This window comes from Pseudomonas sp. P9_35 (genome assembly GCF_034008205.1).
Lineage (GTDB): Bacteria > Pseudomonadota > Gammaproteobacteria > Pseudomonadales > Pseudomonadaceae > Aquipseudomonas > Aquipseudomonas kilonensis.
Genome location: NZ_CP125373.1, coordinates 3,487,388 through 3,500,643, shown reverse-complemented (window position 1 = coordinate 3,500,643; position 13,256 = coordinate 3,487,388). Strand labels below are relative to the sequence as shown.

The following is a 13,256-nucleotide window of genomic DNA, read 5'->3' as shown; positions in this document are numbered from 1 at the left end:
GAATGTCTGCACACGACAGGAACCGAACACAGATCTCACCTTCACGGGACCTGTCGCTGTTCTGCGCGTCATGCCTGTGTTCCCTATGAGTTGGCGTTTTAGTCGGCGCTTCGGGGGGGCTGTTTTTCAGGAATGCTTGCATCAGGCAGATGGCTCACCGATCGAGGGACGGGATCAATCGGTGCCCACGGTATGTTACCGGTGTGAATATCTGATGACGAAATGAATGGGCGGCTTAATTCATATCGAGTCGGTACTCGGCCGGTAATTGTGCGACGAATTCGCTGACCACTTCGCGGGTCAGGCTGACGATGTCTTCCACCCGTTCCATTCCCGCGCCGGTCCGCCAACTGGCCACGATGTCCATGACCGAGGGCAGCGGCACACCGTCCACCAACGTCAATGTGCCTTGGGCCAGTTCGCCGACGACCAGCGCCGCGGGCATGGCGCCAATGCCAAAGCCGTCGCGAACCAGGCGGGTAATGGCCGAGGCCGAGTTCACGCAGTTGATGCGGGGCGAGACGATGTTGGCCGAGTGCAGCAGGTTGAGAATGTCCTGGTGGGGGCGAGAGTTGCGCGAGAACGTCACGATGCGTTCCTGCGACAAGTCCTCCAGCGACGCATAGGAGCGGTCATAGGCGGAGCCGGTGCGCACCACCCAGTGCATCGGGTAACGCGCCAGCAGCGCGTTGCGTACGCTGTCCAGGCGCAGGATGTCGGTCTGGAAAATGATGTCCTGGTAGCCTTTCTCCAGTTGCGAGCACAGGTTGCTCGCGGTGTCGGCCGACAGTTCGATTTCCAGGGCTGGGTAACATTCCATCAGGCGCGTCACCAAGGGGCTGAGCCAGGTGTGGATCACCGTATCCATCGCACCGATGCGGATCCGACCGCGCACCTGGCGCGGATCCTTGATCACGGCTTTCATGCTTTGCATGGTATCCATGATGCGCTCGGCGTACTCCAGCACGCGCTGGCCTTCGGAGGTCAGCGACACACCTTTGGAATCGCGTACGAACAGGCGCACACCCATTTCGTCCTCCAGGGCGGCGATCCGACTGGAAATGGACGCCTGGGTGGTGAACAGCTTTTCCGCGGTGAGGCGAAAGCTCTTCAGGCGGGCGACCCAGACGAAGGTTTCGAGAAACTTGATGTTCATTTGGGGCGATTCCTTGAAACAGTCGTGGAAGACTCCTGAAAGCGCATGGGCAGCCTGATCAAAGATCTTCCAGGTACCGGATAACATCCTGAAGCGCGCCTGAGTCCGGCACGTTATCGATAACCGCTTCAGGCTGGCACCATGGGTACTCCAGCCGTGATGCCCAGGCCATGATCATCGGCAGATCGGTCGCCGGCAGGGTCTTCATGTGTTCGATGGTGATGGTCAGTCGCTTGGCCAGGCTTGACGCCGGATCGAACTGCCAGTCATACAGGCCGCAACCGACGCGTGCCTCGCCGCTGTTCTTGTCGGACATCGCCACCAGCCATTTGCACTGGAACGCCTCGGCGTTGGCCGGTGGCGGGGCGGCCAGGCAGAACGTGTAGACGTTTTCGAAGGTCTGGCCAAAGCGACTGACCAGCACGTCGCCAATGGCGGTACGGCCTTCGACGTGGTCGGGAAACGTGATAGAACCGGTGCGCACCACCATGTGCAGAATAGCAGTCGGCGTAAAAGCCTGGTCCAGCAGGTGAGGGCGGTTGCCGTCCTTGGCGCTGATGTACTGTTGAATCGATTGCTGAGCGGTGTTCATCGTGTGTCCCTTCAAGTTGAAAAACAGCCTCGTCCGAGGTTTACAAATCACTGTTCCATAAGTCCGTCACCAGCATGCAGCCCGGGGCGTGGGTGATGCACAACGGTGGACGCGAGGCCTGGACCACCGATTGAGGCGTCACGCCGCAGGCCCAGAACACCGGGATCTCGTCCGCTTCCACCGGCACGGCATCGCCGTAATCCGGCGAGTCCAGGGATTGAATGCCGATCAGTGACGGATCGCCGATGTGCACCGGGGCGCCGTGAACGTTGGGCATGCGCCCGGTAATCTGGATCGCCTGGATGGCCGCGGCGGCTTTCATCGGCCGCATGGTCACCACCATTTTGCCAGACAGGCGAGCGGTGGGGCGTGTGTCGATGTTGGTCTGGAACATCGCGACATTGCGCCCCAACTCAATGTGCCGCAAACGGATGCCGGCCTCCAGCAGGGGTTGTTCGAACGAGAACGAGCAACCGAGGGCGAAGGCCACCAGGTCGTCCTGCCACAGGTGTTCGATGTCCAGCGGCGCTTCGCTCAACTCGCCGTGGCGGTAGACCCGGTATTGAGGCACCTCGTGGCGGATATCGATGGCGACGCCCAGGTTGCGGAAGAACGGATCGCCTGGCTCGGTCACATCAAGCACCGGACAGGCCTGGCGATTGAGGGTGCAGTAGCGCAGGAATTCATTGGCCCAGTCGCCGGGCAGAATCACGATATTGGCTTGCACGCGGCCCTGGCCCAGGCCGCTGGTGTGGCCCTGGTACTGGCCGGCGGCGATGCTTTGGCGCAGGGCCAGGGGCGTGCATTGCTGCAGTTGTTCGAAGGACATCATTACGGGGCTCTCCAAGCGTTCGTTCGCTACTTTGAGAACACCGTGGCGATGACGTCCAACAAGGAATATTGCTACCCCGTGACAACTAAAAGTTATTCAAGAGGTGGTTGGCTGTTCAGCCCGGGAGCCGCCACCATGCGTTGCGGCCCGACATCAACGGCGTATTGGCTGACCACCTGGCGACTCATCTGCACGATATTCTCGACCAGTTCCAGGCCGACACCAGCGCGCCACGAGGCGACGACGCCGAGTTGGGGCAGGGCGGTGCCGGGTTCGAGCTGGATCAATTCGCCGCTGGCCAGGGGCTTGGCCACCAGCGCGGCGGGCAAGGCGCCGATGCCGAATCCGTCGCGAATCAGCCGGGTCATGGCCGACACCGAGTTGACGCAACTGACCCGCGGCGCACTCACGCCATGGGCGTACAACAGGTTGAGTACATCCTGATGCGGTCGCGAATGCTTGACGAAGGTGATGATGCGCTCGCCGGCCATCTCCACCAGCGACGCATAGGGGCGGGCATAGATCGACTGGCTGGCGGCGATCCAGTGCATGGGGTAGTGACCCAGTTCCAGGTTGCGCACGCTTTCGTGGCGGACCAGATCGGTCTGGAACACGATGTCCAGGTAGCCTTTTTGCAATTGGTCACAGAGATTGCGCGCGGCGTCGGCGGTGATTTCGATTTCCACGGCGGGGAAGGCTTGCATCAGCATCGACATCAACGGGCTGAGCCAGGTGTGGATCACCGTATCCATCACGCCGATGCGCACCAGGCCTTGCTGCGGGCTGGTGGTGTCCAGTGACTGCTTCAACGCCCGCTGCACTTCGAGCATCTGTTCGGCGTAGTCGAGCACCTTGAGGCCTTCAGGTGTCAGCGAAACCCCGCGCGAATCCCGTACGAACAGGCGCAGGCCCAACTCCTCTTCCAGCGAAGCGATTCGGCTGGAGATCGCCGCCTGGGTGCTGAACATCTTCTCGGCGGTGAGGCTGAAACTCTGTAGCCGGGCGACCCAGACAAAGGTTTCGAGGAATTTGAGGTTCATGAAGGCTCTCTGGGTGCGGGTGGTTCTTATGTTGCAATTGTTTTGCAATTGTTACTCCAGATCGGGCCGTTGGGGCATCAAATTTTCTTATGTCCCATCTGTTGTTTTTCCCGTTTGACGCTGTGCCGATCCGCCACCAAGAATCCGCTCCACGACGCAGCCACTGCGTCCGCATCCCCAACGACAACGCCTTCACAAAAAAATAACGAGGCGTGTCCGTCATCTTCGCTTGCTGCCGCAGGAACCTTCCATGGAAAAGACCATGACTGACTGCGTAACCACCGGGACAGGGCGCACGGGCCCGTTCAGTTGGTACGGCCCCCTGTCGAAAAATGAAAAACGTACATTCTGGAGCTGCAAGATCGGCTATGCCCTGGACGGCATGGATACGCAGATGCTGAGCTTCGTCATCCCGACCCTGATCGCGACCTGGGGGATTTCCAAGGGCGACGCCGGCATGATCGGCACCTGCACGCTGCTGGCCTCGGCGGCCGGCGGTTGGATCGCCGGGATCCTGTCCGACCGTATCGGCCGGGTACGGACCCTGCAATTGACGGTCCTGTGGTTCGCATTCTTCACCTTCCTGTGTGGGCTGGCGCAGAACTACGAGCAATTGCTGGTGGCCCGGACCTTGATGGGCTTTGGCTTCGGCGGTGAATGGACCGCGGGGGCGGTATTGATCGGCGAGGTGATCCGTTCCAAGGACCGTGGCAAAGCAGTGGGCATGGTGCAGGCCGGATGGGCGCTGGGCTGGGGGCTGACGGCGCTGTTGTATGCCGGACTGTTCAGTTTCCTGCCGCCGGAAGACGCCTGGCGGGCATTGTTCATGATCGGCCTGGTGCCGGCGCTGTTTGTGCTGGTGATCCGTCGACTGGTCAAGGAGTCGGATACCTTCGAACATGCGGTGCGGGAGCGCCAGGCCAAGCCGGAACTAAGCTCTCGCTGGGCATTCTTCGAGATCTTTGCCCCACGGATGCTCAGCACGACGTTGCGCGCCTCGCTGTTGACCACCGGTGCGCTGGGCGGCTACTACGCCATCACTACGTGGTTGCCGACGTACCTGAAAACCGAACGCGGCCTGAGTGTGCTCGGCACGGGCGGCTACCTGGCGATGGTCATCGTCGGTTCCTACATCGGCTACGTGACCAGTGCGTTGCTGACCGATGCCATCGGCCGCAAGAAGAACTTCATCCTGTTCGCCGTCGGCTCCATGGCAATCGTCCTGGCCTACACCCAACTGCCCATCGATAACACCTGGATGCTCTGGCTGGGCTTTCCACTGGGCTTCTTCGCCTCGGGCATCTTCGCCGGCATGGGCGCATTCCTGACCGAGCTGTTTCCCACCCGCATGCGCGGGTCGGGGCAGGGCTTCTGCTACAACGCCGGGCGTTCCATCGCGGCGCTGTTCCCATTGTTCATCGGCGCGTTGAGCAACACCTTGCCCATCGGCACCGGGATCGGCGTGTTTGCCGCCGGCGCCTATGGCGTGGTGATCCTGGCGGCGTTGAGCCTGCCGGAAACCCGCGGCAGACAGCTCGAGTCCTGACCAACCGTGACGTCCGCGCACAGCGCGGACGCCACAACAACTCTTAAAACAACAACCATCGGACGCGATTGCAACGCCCCCGAGAGGGTTCGCTCGTGTCCATAAAAAAGGAGCATGCCATGGGGCATTTCACATCCACCTGGTTTTATACCCCCGCCGGTACGTTGCTGGGCCTGAGCCTGATCGGCGTACCGAACGCCCAGGCCGACTTCATCGCCGACAGCAAAGGCAGCCTGGAGGCCCGCAATTTCTACTTCAACCGCGACTTCCGCCAGGAAGGGGCACGGGACAAGGCCGAAGAATGGGCGCAGGGCTTTCTGCTGCGGATGGAGTCGGGATACACCGCCGGGACCGTGGGTTTCGGCCTCGATGCCTTGGGCATGGCCGGTTTCAAACTGGACTCCGGGGGCGGTACGGCGGGCACCAGCCTGCTGCCAGCGGATCTGTCTGGCGGTTCGCAAGACCGCTATGGCGAGCTGGGCCTGACGGCCAAAGTCCGTGCGTCCAACAGCACCTTGAAGCTGGGAACGTTGCAGATCAAGGACCCTGCGGTGAGTTCCAACGACACGCGCCTGTTGCCGGGAACGTTCAAGGGCGGCTTGCTGAGCGTGCAGGAAATCGATCGTTTGAAGCTGACTGCCGGGCAACTCACGCAGATCAATTTTGTCGACTCCACCGACTACCAGGACATGACCGCCAACCGCATCGGCGGTAGCAGCGACAAGTTCCAGTTCGCCGGAGCGGACTATCAGTTCCTGCCGAACCTCACGGCTCAATACCGCTATAGCCTGTTGGAAGACATCTACCAGCAGAACTACCTCGGCTTCGTCCACACCCTGGACCTGGGCGCAGGCCAGTCGTTCAAGAGTGACGTGCGCTATTCGCGCAGCACCGAAGACGGCAGTTTTCGCGAACTCGACAACCAGGCCTTCGGCGCCATGTTCACCTACAGCCTGGCGGGCCATGCGTTGGGCCTGGGCTACCAGCGCATGAGCGGCGACGATCCGTTCCCGTACATCGGACGCAGCGATCCCTACCTGGTCAACTTCGTGCAGATCGGCGACTTCGCCAACATCGACGAGCGTTCCTGGCAAGCGCGCTATGACTACAACTTTGCGGCCATTGGCGTACCCGGGTTGACCTTCATGACCCGCTACATCACCGGCGACAACGTCCAGCGCAGCGCACCGGGCGAAGGCAAGGAATGGGAGCGCAACACGGATATCGCCTATGTGGTACAGGATGGAACCTTGAAGGGCCTGGGCTTGAAATGGCGCAACGCAACGGTGCGCTCGAATTTTGGCAACGACCTGGATGAGAACCGGTTGATCGTCAGCTACACGATGGCGCTTTGGTAAGCTCCCGGCAATTTCTGGCCAGAGCTTGCTCTCGCAGGGCTCTGTAGGAGCTGGCGAAGCCTGCGATCTTTTGATCTTTCGCTTGAGATTTAAGTGTCAGGGGAAAGATCGCAGCCTCGTTGCACTCGACAGCTCCTACACAGCTCCTACACAAGCTCCCTCGCCACGATATTTACCAAACTCGATCAATGGCGTCGTTACGTGTATACAGATGCGCTTCGAAAGGGATTTTCAAGACAACACAAGGGAGCTGTCGCTGTGATTTACCTGATACGCCATGCCACGCCGCTGATCGATTACAAATCCTGCAATGCGCGTTCAGCCAAGCTGCTGCTGGATGAATACAACCAGACCTCATCCATCGATGAAGACGAAATTGCCGCATTCCTGAGCCAACCGGATTTGTCCCAAGTGCTTTTGGCGACCGAAGCCAACATTATTTCCTCGCCCGTCAACAGAGCCTACGCGACGGCATGCCGGCTATTCGAAGCCACACGTATCCAACAGGATGCTCGACTACGTGAATACGACCTGCGGCTGAGCAGCATTCCCGTCTTGAAAATGGGCGTGAGGCATTGGTTCGCCTTGCACAGGATCCTGTGGTTGCTGGGGATTTCACTGGGCGCCGCCAGCCGAAAAGCCGAACACCAGCGGGCACTCGGTATCGCCGATGAGCTTTACAACAGCTGCGGCGAACCGGGGAAGACCACGATCGTTGTCTCTCACGGCATGTTTCTCAGAACCGTCAGGAAAACCCTGCAAAAGCGCGGACTGCAGGCGCGCAGGGTGTATCGCTCGGGGTGTTTTACCGTCGAGTCGCTAACGCCATGACGGGGATTGCTCGGCCACCAGCAGTAACGACTGCGGCACCGGGCTTTGTGGATGCTGCGGTTCCTGCAGGATCACCAATCGGAAACCGGCCATGTCCAAGGCATTGAGCCAACTGGACAAGGTGCGGAAGTACCACGGCATACGTTGCCATTGGCCCTTGAACCCATCGAAGGTTTCTTCTCGCCAACCGTCCTGATAATCGCCCGCCGCCACGGTCCATGGATGCAGCGTCTGCACCACCAGCGCGCCGCCTGGGCTGAGCATGGCATTCATCGCGGCGAGCAATGGGATAATGTCCTGGTGCAACAGGGCGAAGTTGGCGCAGATCAGGTCGTAGCCGCTGCCGACGTCCACCTTTGCCTCCACCAGCGCGTCATAGCTTGCCAGATGCACCGGCGAGGAACCCGCCGCCCGCGCCGCATCGACCAGCGTCGCGTCGCCATCCACACCAACCGCTTCGATGCCCCGTTCAGCCAGCGCCCGCAACAGCCAGCCTTCGCCGCAACCCAAATCGAGCACGCGCGCAGGTTGACGGCTCTGTACCGCCAGTAGCATGGCCTGGTCCGTGACCGTCAGCCGGCTTTCGATGGCACCCGTGCGGATGGCTTCGATCCAGGATTGGGCGTTGTGGTGCCAGCTTTGGAGGAGGGTGGTTTCCGAGGACGACATTGATCCAGCTCCGCAATGGATTGGCTAAGCATAGGTCAATCGCTGGCGCAGGGAAGCCAGTGGTCAAAGCGGGCGATCAAGAAACAACAGGCGTGCGGCCAGCGCTGCCATGACCCCGGCAAAACCATACGTGCCCAGGCGCCTTGAAATCCCGCCGCTTGCCAGCTTCGCCCTGAGCTGAGCGGCGCAAACACCCAGCAGCGTATGGAATACGAGTGCAATCAGCGCCAGCAAAGCGCCCAGGAAGATCAACTGCACACTGACGCCGCCAGCCTTGACGTTGACGAACTGGGGCAGGAATACCATGAAGAACAGCAGCGCCTTGGGATTCAAGAGGCTGTTGAGGGCGCCTCGGCAGAAGATTTTCCACAGCGAAGCCGCCTGGAGCTGGCTATCCTGAGTCGCTGCTGGTGTTCTCAGTGCTTGCCAGGCAAGCCACAGCAGATAACCAGCCCCGGCCAGGCGCAGGATGTCGAACGCCGGCGCCCAGCTCATCACCAGCGCACCAATGCCCGCGCTGACCATCATCGTCATCAGCACGTCCGAAAAGGAAATGCCAAGGGCGGCGGCAACGCCGGCACGCCAGCCGTGGGCCAGCGCATGGCTGGTGACGAAGGCCATGTTGGGCCCTGGGACGATCAGCAGAAGCACGACAGCAACCACGAACAGGTAGAGATTGGCGGTATCCGGCATGGGGATCACTCCGAGGGATGAGCCACGACAGTAAGCGAATGACGAGGAGGGCGTCAGTTACAGTCCGGGCCAATCTGATAGCAACAGTCGTTCCTCGCGATGCATCACGGTAATCGCTAAACTGCTGGCCCGAATTTCAGCAAGGAAGTGGGTGGATGCGTTCGCTCGTCAGCAGTGTGCTTTTTTCCATGACGCTGGCAACCCCGGTCATGGCCGAGCCAAGGGCGTTTTCGGTGAATGATCGCAGCGGCCAATACCTGGTTGAAGTGTTGTTCCCGGAGCCGCCGGAAGACCCGCATCAACTGGCGCACGCGTTCATCACCATTCGCGACAACGCCACCCACGAAACCCTGCAGCAATTGCAGACAGCCGCCGGCAATGTGCCCGTGGACCGCAACGGCAAGGTCGATAACTGGCTGCTCGGCCCCCAGAGCCTGTTGTACTTCGACGACTTCAACTTCGATGGCCGCCTGGACTTGGCGATTCGTAACGGCAACGATCCCGACGCGAGCTACAAACCGGCGTTCGACGTCTACCTGCAAGACCCGCAGAAAACCCAATGGGTCCTCAACCCCGCGTTGACGGGCCTGGCAAAGGAGGATAGCAAAGGCATGTTCGCCGTCAGCCCGCTGGACGGCGTCCTGCTTTCGCAAACCGACCGCGACTGCTGCTGGACGCGCGCCACCCACTGGAAAATGCGCGGCGACGAGTTGGTCCTGCTTTACTCGGACACCGAGGAACAGATCCAGCCGACCGAGCCAGGCGACAATACCAGCATGCCCAGCGGCTACACGCTACGCACGACCGGCGAATTGAAAGATGGCCAGTGGCGCGAACAATCACGCCTGGAAGGTCCGGAAAAGGAGGATCCAGTGATTCTTGCCGGAACCCTCGACGCCAAGACCCCGGTAGAACTCTGGTACCAGGCGCAAGGCGCAGTGATCATTGGCGAGGTGCGCTATACCCAGGCTGGCAACGGAGAAGCGATCAAGCTGTTGGGGACTCGTGAGGACGATGACGACGTTGTCAGCCTCCATGAATATGCCGGCGATGGTCGTCAAACGGGTACCTGGAGGATCTCCCGGGAAAACGTCGAACCCTACAATCACACCGGCACCTGGTTTAGAGGCACTCAGGGCGACGACCGCAAGTTGGCGATCCTGCTGCACGATGAAGAACGGGAGTTGGATGGCGACAACATCGACGACGTCGACGCTGACCAGCGCAGCGGCCATTACCAGATGCGCCAGGATGCCCTGGGACGGGACGCGGACCTGGACTTGAAGATCCTGCCGGACCGCGACGCCAACGGAAAAGAAGTCGCCGAATTCACAGTGACCACGAAGGACAGCGTGACCGAGCATCACATCGTGCCGATGGACACCGAAAACCTGATCATCGTGCGCGAGCCGCAAGCCTTGGAGAAGAACGGTCCGTATCACATTCAATTGGTGAAAGGCTTCGCGGTCGTTGGCTACAACGCGGTACCGGATTCACAGGATGGGCTGGCCGGGGTGTATTTGAAGCAGCGTTGAGCCTCCAGGCCTGATCGAATCCAAACCGCCTAATCCGAGCTATGCACGACAACCAGCAACTCTGCCTGCTCGTCAGAAACGGTGCGCAGGCGGTGAGATTTCTGTGCGTTGAAATGGAGGGCGTCGCTGGCGCGTTATAAAAGTGAACTCTTCCCGCAAGCACCCTATCCGAACTGGACGGCAATCGGTGTCAACTGGCTCGCAGGGTTCGACTTCGAGATCAAAGTCATCGCTCGAGTTCCCGGCCAAGTATCACCCGGTTGGAGTTTGACGCTCCGGATAGGTTGAAACCCGGAAACAAGGAGAACACACGATGTCACTTGATCCTATCTTGTTAATGGGCGGTTCTGGCGCTATTGGTCATCACACCGCCCGGGCGCTGCGCGCCGCCCATCCCGACGTACCACTATTGATCGGTGGTCGCGATCTTGCCAAGGGTCAGCGGGCCGCCGAGCAAATGGGCGGGGCGCAGGGCGTGGTGATTGATTCCGCCGCAGATGACCTGGGCCTCGGCGATCGCTCGGTCAGCGGTGTTGCAGTCTTTTATATGGATCACGCCCTTACCGGATTGCGTTTTGCGCAGAAGCGCGCAGTGCCGCACCTCAGCATTTCCTCTGGCGTTTTCGAGATTGCGCCAGAAATCGCGACGTACATGCACACGCCTGACGCCTCGCCGATTGTTCTCGGTTATGAATGGATGGCAGGTGCGACGACAGTGTCGACGCTAAGCATTGCCCGGGCATTCGGCCGGGTCCACGACATCCGTATCAGTGCGCTGGTCGATGAGCAGGACACCGGTGGCCCTACCGTCGCCACCGACTTCGAGCACCTGAACAGAATGCTGCCCGCCGCGCTGACACGACGTGACGGTGTGTTCGTCTGGCGCGAAGGGGACGACTCCAAGGCAATATTCCGCGCGGTGGATGGCACGCAAATCGAAGCTTCCGGCTTCTCGTCCATCGATGTCGTCGGCCTGGCGGCTGCGACGGGTGCACCCAATGTCCAGTTCAACCTGGCCACCGCGGTTAGCTCAACCCGACGTCTGGGGAGGCCGATGTCTACCGAGATCATCATCGAACTCGTTGGCGAGGACCTGAAGGGCGAACCGCTACGCACGCGTCATGCCGTCGTCCACCCTGCAGGCGCTGCACCTCTGACTGGCCTCAGCGTCGCAATGATTCTTGAGCGGTTGCTAGGGTTGGATGGTCAGCCACCAACGGCGCCAGGGCTTTATTTCCCATATCAACTGTTGGATGCCGCCGCGTATCTGGAGCGTCTGAAGGAGGAGGGCGGTGAGTTGCGCCAGTTGCAGGAGTCATGAGCGATCAATCGCAAGTCAGGCCGCCTGAGGTGACGGCCTGACTGTCCTGAATCAATTGTTATCCAAAAACAACATCGAGGTGCGCTTGGTTTCCCCGTTTCGTGTTTGGGCAGCTTCGGCCGTTCGTCGAACATGGGTTGCGGCAACCTTATTTCTTGATACTGTAGCGTTCAAGTATTTAGAAAGTAGACGGGCATGCAATCAGTCCATATGGTTTTTGGCCCTCTTGGGGCCGGGAAGTCGACGTTCGCCAGGCAGTTAAATACCAAAGTGACCGGCGTACGCTTCTCCATCGATGAATGGATGCACGGGCTTTATGGCCCGGATCTGCCGACGCCTATGAGCCTGGCGTGGATTTCGGCCCGCGTACAACGTTGCGAAGCCCTGATGTGGGAGATGTCTCTACAGGTTCTGGAAGCGGGGCGCGACGTAGTGCTTGATCAAGGCTTCATGACTGAAGCTGATCGCACACGTATTCGTCTGTTGGCCGGTAAAGCCGGATACCCAGTGTCCAGCTATTTCATCGACGCAGTACCTCAACTGCGGCGTGAGCGGGTCATGCGTAGGAATACCGATAAAGGCGAGACCTACGCCTTCGAGGTGACGGGAATCATGTTTGATTTCATGGAGTCCCGATTTGAACGTCCTTCCTCACAAGAATTGGAGCAATGCTGCAATGTCTGACAACGAATCTACCGCACCTGTCGCGAACGGCTCGACGCTTGATCGCTGTATACGCTTCTCCCGCGCATACACCTCAGCGGCTCGGCGAGTTGATGCCAAGCTCTCTGCTGTGCACGGCCTGAGCTTCAGTGACTTCATGATCCTGTACCACTTGAAACATGCGCACAACTCTCGACTGCGCCGAGCTGATCTGGCTGACAGCATGGGGCTGACAGCATCGGCGGTCACCAAGTCCCTGCTGCCGCTTGAAAAGATAGGGTTGGTGTCTCGACAAAGTGATCCACGGGATGCGCGTGTAGGTTACGCCTGCCTCACGCCAGCAGGCGATCAGGTTTTTGCCGACGCGAAGGTCTCGGCGGAGTTCGCTTGCCAAGAGGTTTATGAGGCGATGGTTGGGGAGTGGAGTAAGTCTGGTTAAAAAAAGATCGGGTCGAGCGCGCGAAGCCTCAATAATTGGTAGGCGCGGGAGAAGGCGTCAAAGGTTACGCGTACGGTGATGTCATCGGCGGTTGACTCCAGCGGCCGGACGATATCGCCGTTCGCTTCGGCCGTGCCACGCCCCAGCAGCGTGTCTCCACACGATACTTCGGAGTAGCGCGCCAGGCCTTGTCCGGCGAGTGCATAAGGACGAAACAGGACGATGCCGTCACCGCCAGGTTCCGATCTGGCATTCATACTGTTCGTTCCTTCCTTGTTTGTCGCATGGTGGCTGCGTGCAGGAAGTCGCGCCGATTCAGCAGGCGATTTAAACCTTAGTACGTTATGTGGGTTGTGGGTTGTGGGAGCGTGGAGAAACTTGGATTGGGGAAAAAGAATGCAAGGTCATGCCAGTGCGTATGCCAAAGCTATGCGACCGTTGGCTGAAGAATATCGGAGACTTCACAGTACGGTATTCAGAGGATGAGCTTGGCTTCAAATTCAGCCATCAACGGGGGCCGTGGGAATATCTTTGAGTACACATAATGTATATTATGTTAAACGATGTGTTTATGAGCCTCG

Annotated in this window: 14 protein-coding genes and 2 pseudogenes; 8 read left to right on the top strand and 8 right to left on the bottom strand. The window is 59.7% G+C overall.

From position 1 onward, the window contains the following. Positions 1-235 precede the first annotated feature (235 nt). The 4 genes from QMK47_RS15245 to QMK47_RS15230 form a co-directional block, all read right to left on the bottom strand. Complete coding sequence (locus QMK47_RS15245; RefSeq protein WP_214510375.1) at positions 236-1,156, bottom strand: LysR family transcriptional regulator; 921 nt, start codon at positions 1,154-1,156, stop codon at positions 236-238. A 58-nt stretch (positions 1,157-1,214) separates the two neighbouring features. Next, positions 1,215-1,748 (bottom strand): hypothetical protein, encoded by a 534-nt coding sequence (locus QMK47_RS15240; protein WP_258687980.1) that lies wholly within the window; start codon positions 1,746-1,748, stop codon positions 1,215-1,217. 40 nt (positions 1,749-1,788) lie between these two features. Continuing rightward, on the bottom strand, positions 1,789-2,580 hold the full coding sequence (locus QMK47_RS15235; RefSeq protein WP_258687978.1) for a putative hydro-lyase: 792 nt from the start codon (positions 2,578-2,580) through the stop codon (positions 1,789-1,791). 92 nt (positions 2,581-2,672) lie between these two features. After that, positions 2,673-3,620, bottom strand: a complete 948-nt coding sequence (locus QMK47_RS15230; protein WP_320388637.1) for a LysR family transcriptional regulator — start codon at positions 3,618-3,620, stop codon at positions 2,673-2,675. Positions 3,621-3,882: 262 nt separating this feature from the next. Here QMK47_RS15230 and QMK47_RS15225 point away from each other — a divergent pair, with 262 nt between their 5' ends. The 3 genes from QMK47_RS15225 (at position 3,883) to QMK47_RS15215 (ending at position 7,355) form a co-directional block, all read left to right on the top strand. Continuing rightward, on the top strand, positions 3,883-5,166 hold the full coding sequence (locus tag QMK47_RS15225; RefSeq protein WP_320388636.1) for an MFS transporter: 1,284 nt from the start codon (positions 3,883-3,885) through the stop codon (positions 5,164-5,166). Positions 5,167-5,285: 119 nt separating this feature from the next. Beyond that, positions 5,286-6,524, top strand: a complete 1,239-nt coding sequence (locus tag QMK47_RS15220; protein WP_320388634.1) for an OprD family porin — start codon at positions 5,286-5,288, stop codon at positions 6,522-6,524. A 258-nt stretch (positions 6,525-6,782) separates the two neighbouring features. Next, positions 6,783-7,355, top strand: a complete 573-nt coding sequence (locus QMK47_RS15215; RefSeq protein ID WP_320388633.1) for a histidine phosphatase family protein — start codon at positions 6,783-6,785, stop codon at positions 7,353-7,355. Here the strand turns inward: QMK47_RS15215 and QMK47_RS15210 are convergent. After that, the gene (locus tag QMK47_RS15210) at positions 7,344-8,024 is read right to left on the bottom strand and encodes a class I SAM-dependent methyltransferase (RefSeq protein WP_320388631.1); all 681 of its coding nucleotides are present in this window, start codon (positions 8,022-8,024) and stop codon (positions 7,344-7,346) included. The two genes, QMK47_RS15215 and QMK47_RS15210, sit on opposite strands and share 12 nt — an antisense overlap. Positions 8,025-8,087: 63 nt before the next feature. After that, complete coding sequence (locus tag QMK47_RS15205) at positions 8,088-8,717, bottom strand: LysE family translocator (RefSeq protein WP_214510382.1); 630 nt, start codon at positions 8,715-8,717, stop codon at positions 8,088-8,090. Positions 8,718-8,872: 155 nt separating this feature from the next. Between QMK47_RS15205 and QMK47_RS15200 the strand changes: the two genes are divergently transcribed. Next, positions 8,873-10,252, top strand: coding sequence for an XAC2610-related protein (locus tag QMK47_RS15200; RefSeq protein ID WP_320388629.1), 1,380 nt, complete (start codon positions 8,873-8,875; stop codon positions 10,250-10,252). A 29-nt stretch (positions 10,253-10,281) separates the two neighbouring features. On the opposite strand, the pseudogene QMK47_RS15195 reads toward QMK47_RS15200, so the two are convergent. Continuing rightward, positions 10,282-10,377 (bottom strand): annotated as a pseudogene (locus QMK47_RS15195) (DNA-binding protein); the annotation flags it as partial. 19 nt (positions 10,378-10,396) lie between these two features. Between QMK47_RS15195 and QMK47_RS15190 the strand changes: the two are divergent. From QMK47_RS15190 to QMK47_RS15175, 4 genes and pseudogenes are all read left to right on the top strand, one after another. Beyond that, a pseudogene (locus tag QMK47_RS15190) lies at positions 10,397-10,540 on the top strand (hypothetical protein); the annotation flags it as partial. A 25-nt stretch (positions 10,541-10,565) separates the two neighbouring features. Continuing rightward, positions 10,566-11,573 carry an NAD(P)-dependent oxidoreductase gene (locus QMK47_RS15185; RefSeq protein ID WP_320388627.1) on the top strand — a complete coding sequence of 336 codons (1,008 nt, stop codon included), beginning with the start codon at positions 10,566-10,568 and terminating at the stop codon, positions 11,571-11,573. Positions 11,574-11,768: 195 nt separating this feature from the next. Further along, positions 11,769-12,257 carry an AAA family ATPase gene (locus QMK47_RS15180; protein ID WP_253474920.1) on the top strand — a complete coding sequence of 163 codons (489 nt, stop codon included), beginning with the start codon at positions 11,769-11,771 and terminating at the stop codon, positions 12,255-12,257. After that, on the top strand, positions 12,250-12,675 hold the full coding sequence (locus QMK47_RS15175) for a MarR family winged helix-turn-helix transcriptional regulator (RefSeq protein ID WP_214510389.1): 426 nt from the start codon (positions 12,250-12,252) through the stop codon (positions 12,673-12,675). Before QMK47_RS15180 ends, QMK47_RS15175 begins: the two co-directional genes overlap by 8 nt. On the opposite strand, the gene QMK47_RS15170 is transcribed toward QMK47_RS15175, so the two are convergent. Next, a complete protein-coding gene (locus QMK47_RS15170; protein WP_320388625.1) occupies positions 12,672-12,932 on the bottom strand; it encodes a hypothetical protein in 261 nt (86 codons plus the stop codon). The genes QMK47_RS15175 and QMK47_RS15170 overlap by 4 nt on opposite strands. Positions 12,933-13,256: the final 324 nt, after the last annotated feature.

Bases quoted from the DNA above. Each gene is read 5' to 3' on its own strand.
- QMK47_RS15185 (WP_320388627.1), top strand. From the start codon at position 10,566: ATGTCACTTGATCCTATCTTGTTAATGGGCGGTTCTGGCGCTATTGGT.
- QMK47_RS15170 (WP_320388625.1), bottom strand. From the start codon at position 12,932: ATGAATGCCAGATCGGAACCTGGCGGTGACGGCATCGTCCTGTTTCGT.
- QMK47_RS15180 (WP_253474920.1), top strand. From the start codon at position 11,769: ATGCAATCAGTCCATATGGTTTTTGGCCCTCTTGGGGCCGGGAAGTCG.
- QMK47_RS15245 (WP_214510375.1), bottom strand. From the start codon at position 1,156: ATGAACATCAAGTTTCTCGAAACCTTCGTCTGGGTCGCCCGCCTGAAG.
- QMK47_RS15205 (WP_214510382.1), bottom strand. From the start codon at position 8,717: ATGCCGGATACCGCCAATCTCTACCTGTTCGTGGTTGCTGTCGTGCTT.
- QMK47_RS15230 (WP_320388637.1), bottom strand. From the start codon at position 3,620: ATGAACCTCAAATTCCTCGAAACCTTTGTCTGGGTCGCCCGGCTACAG.
- QMK47_RS15225 (WP_320388636.1), top strand. From the start codon at position 3,883: ATGACTGACTGCGTAACCACCGGGACAGGGCGCACGGGCCCGTTCAGT.
- QMK47_RS15210 (WP_320388631.1), bottom strand. From the start codon at position 8,024: ATGTCGTCCTCGGAAACCACCCTCCTCCAAAGCTGGCACCACAACGCC.
- QMK47_RS15175 (WP_214510389.1), top strand. From the start codon at position 12,250: ATGTCTGACAACGAATCTACCGCACCTGTCGCGAACGGCTCGACGCTT.
- QMK47_RS15200 (WP_320388629.1), top strand. From the start codon at position 8,873: ATGCGTTCGCTCGTCAGCAGTGTGCTTTTTTCCATGACGCTGGCAACC.
- QMK47_RS15220 (WP_320388634.1), top strand. From the start codon at position 5,286: ATGGGGCATTTCACATCCACCTGGTTTTATACCCCCGCCGGTACGTTG.
- QMK47_RS15235 (WP_258687978.1), bottom strand. From the start codon at position 2,580: ATGATGTCCTTCGAACAACTGCAGCAATGCACGCCCCTGGCCCTGCGC.
- QMK47_RS15240 (WP_258687980.1), bottom strand. From the start codon at position 1,748: ATGAACACCGCTCAGCAATCGATTCAACAGTACATCAGCGCCAAGGAC.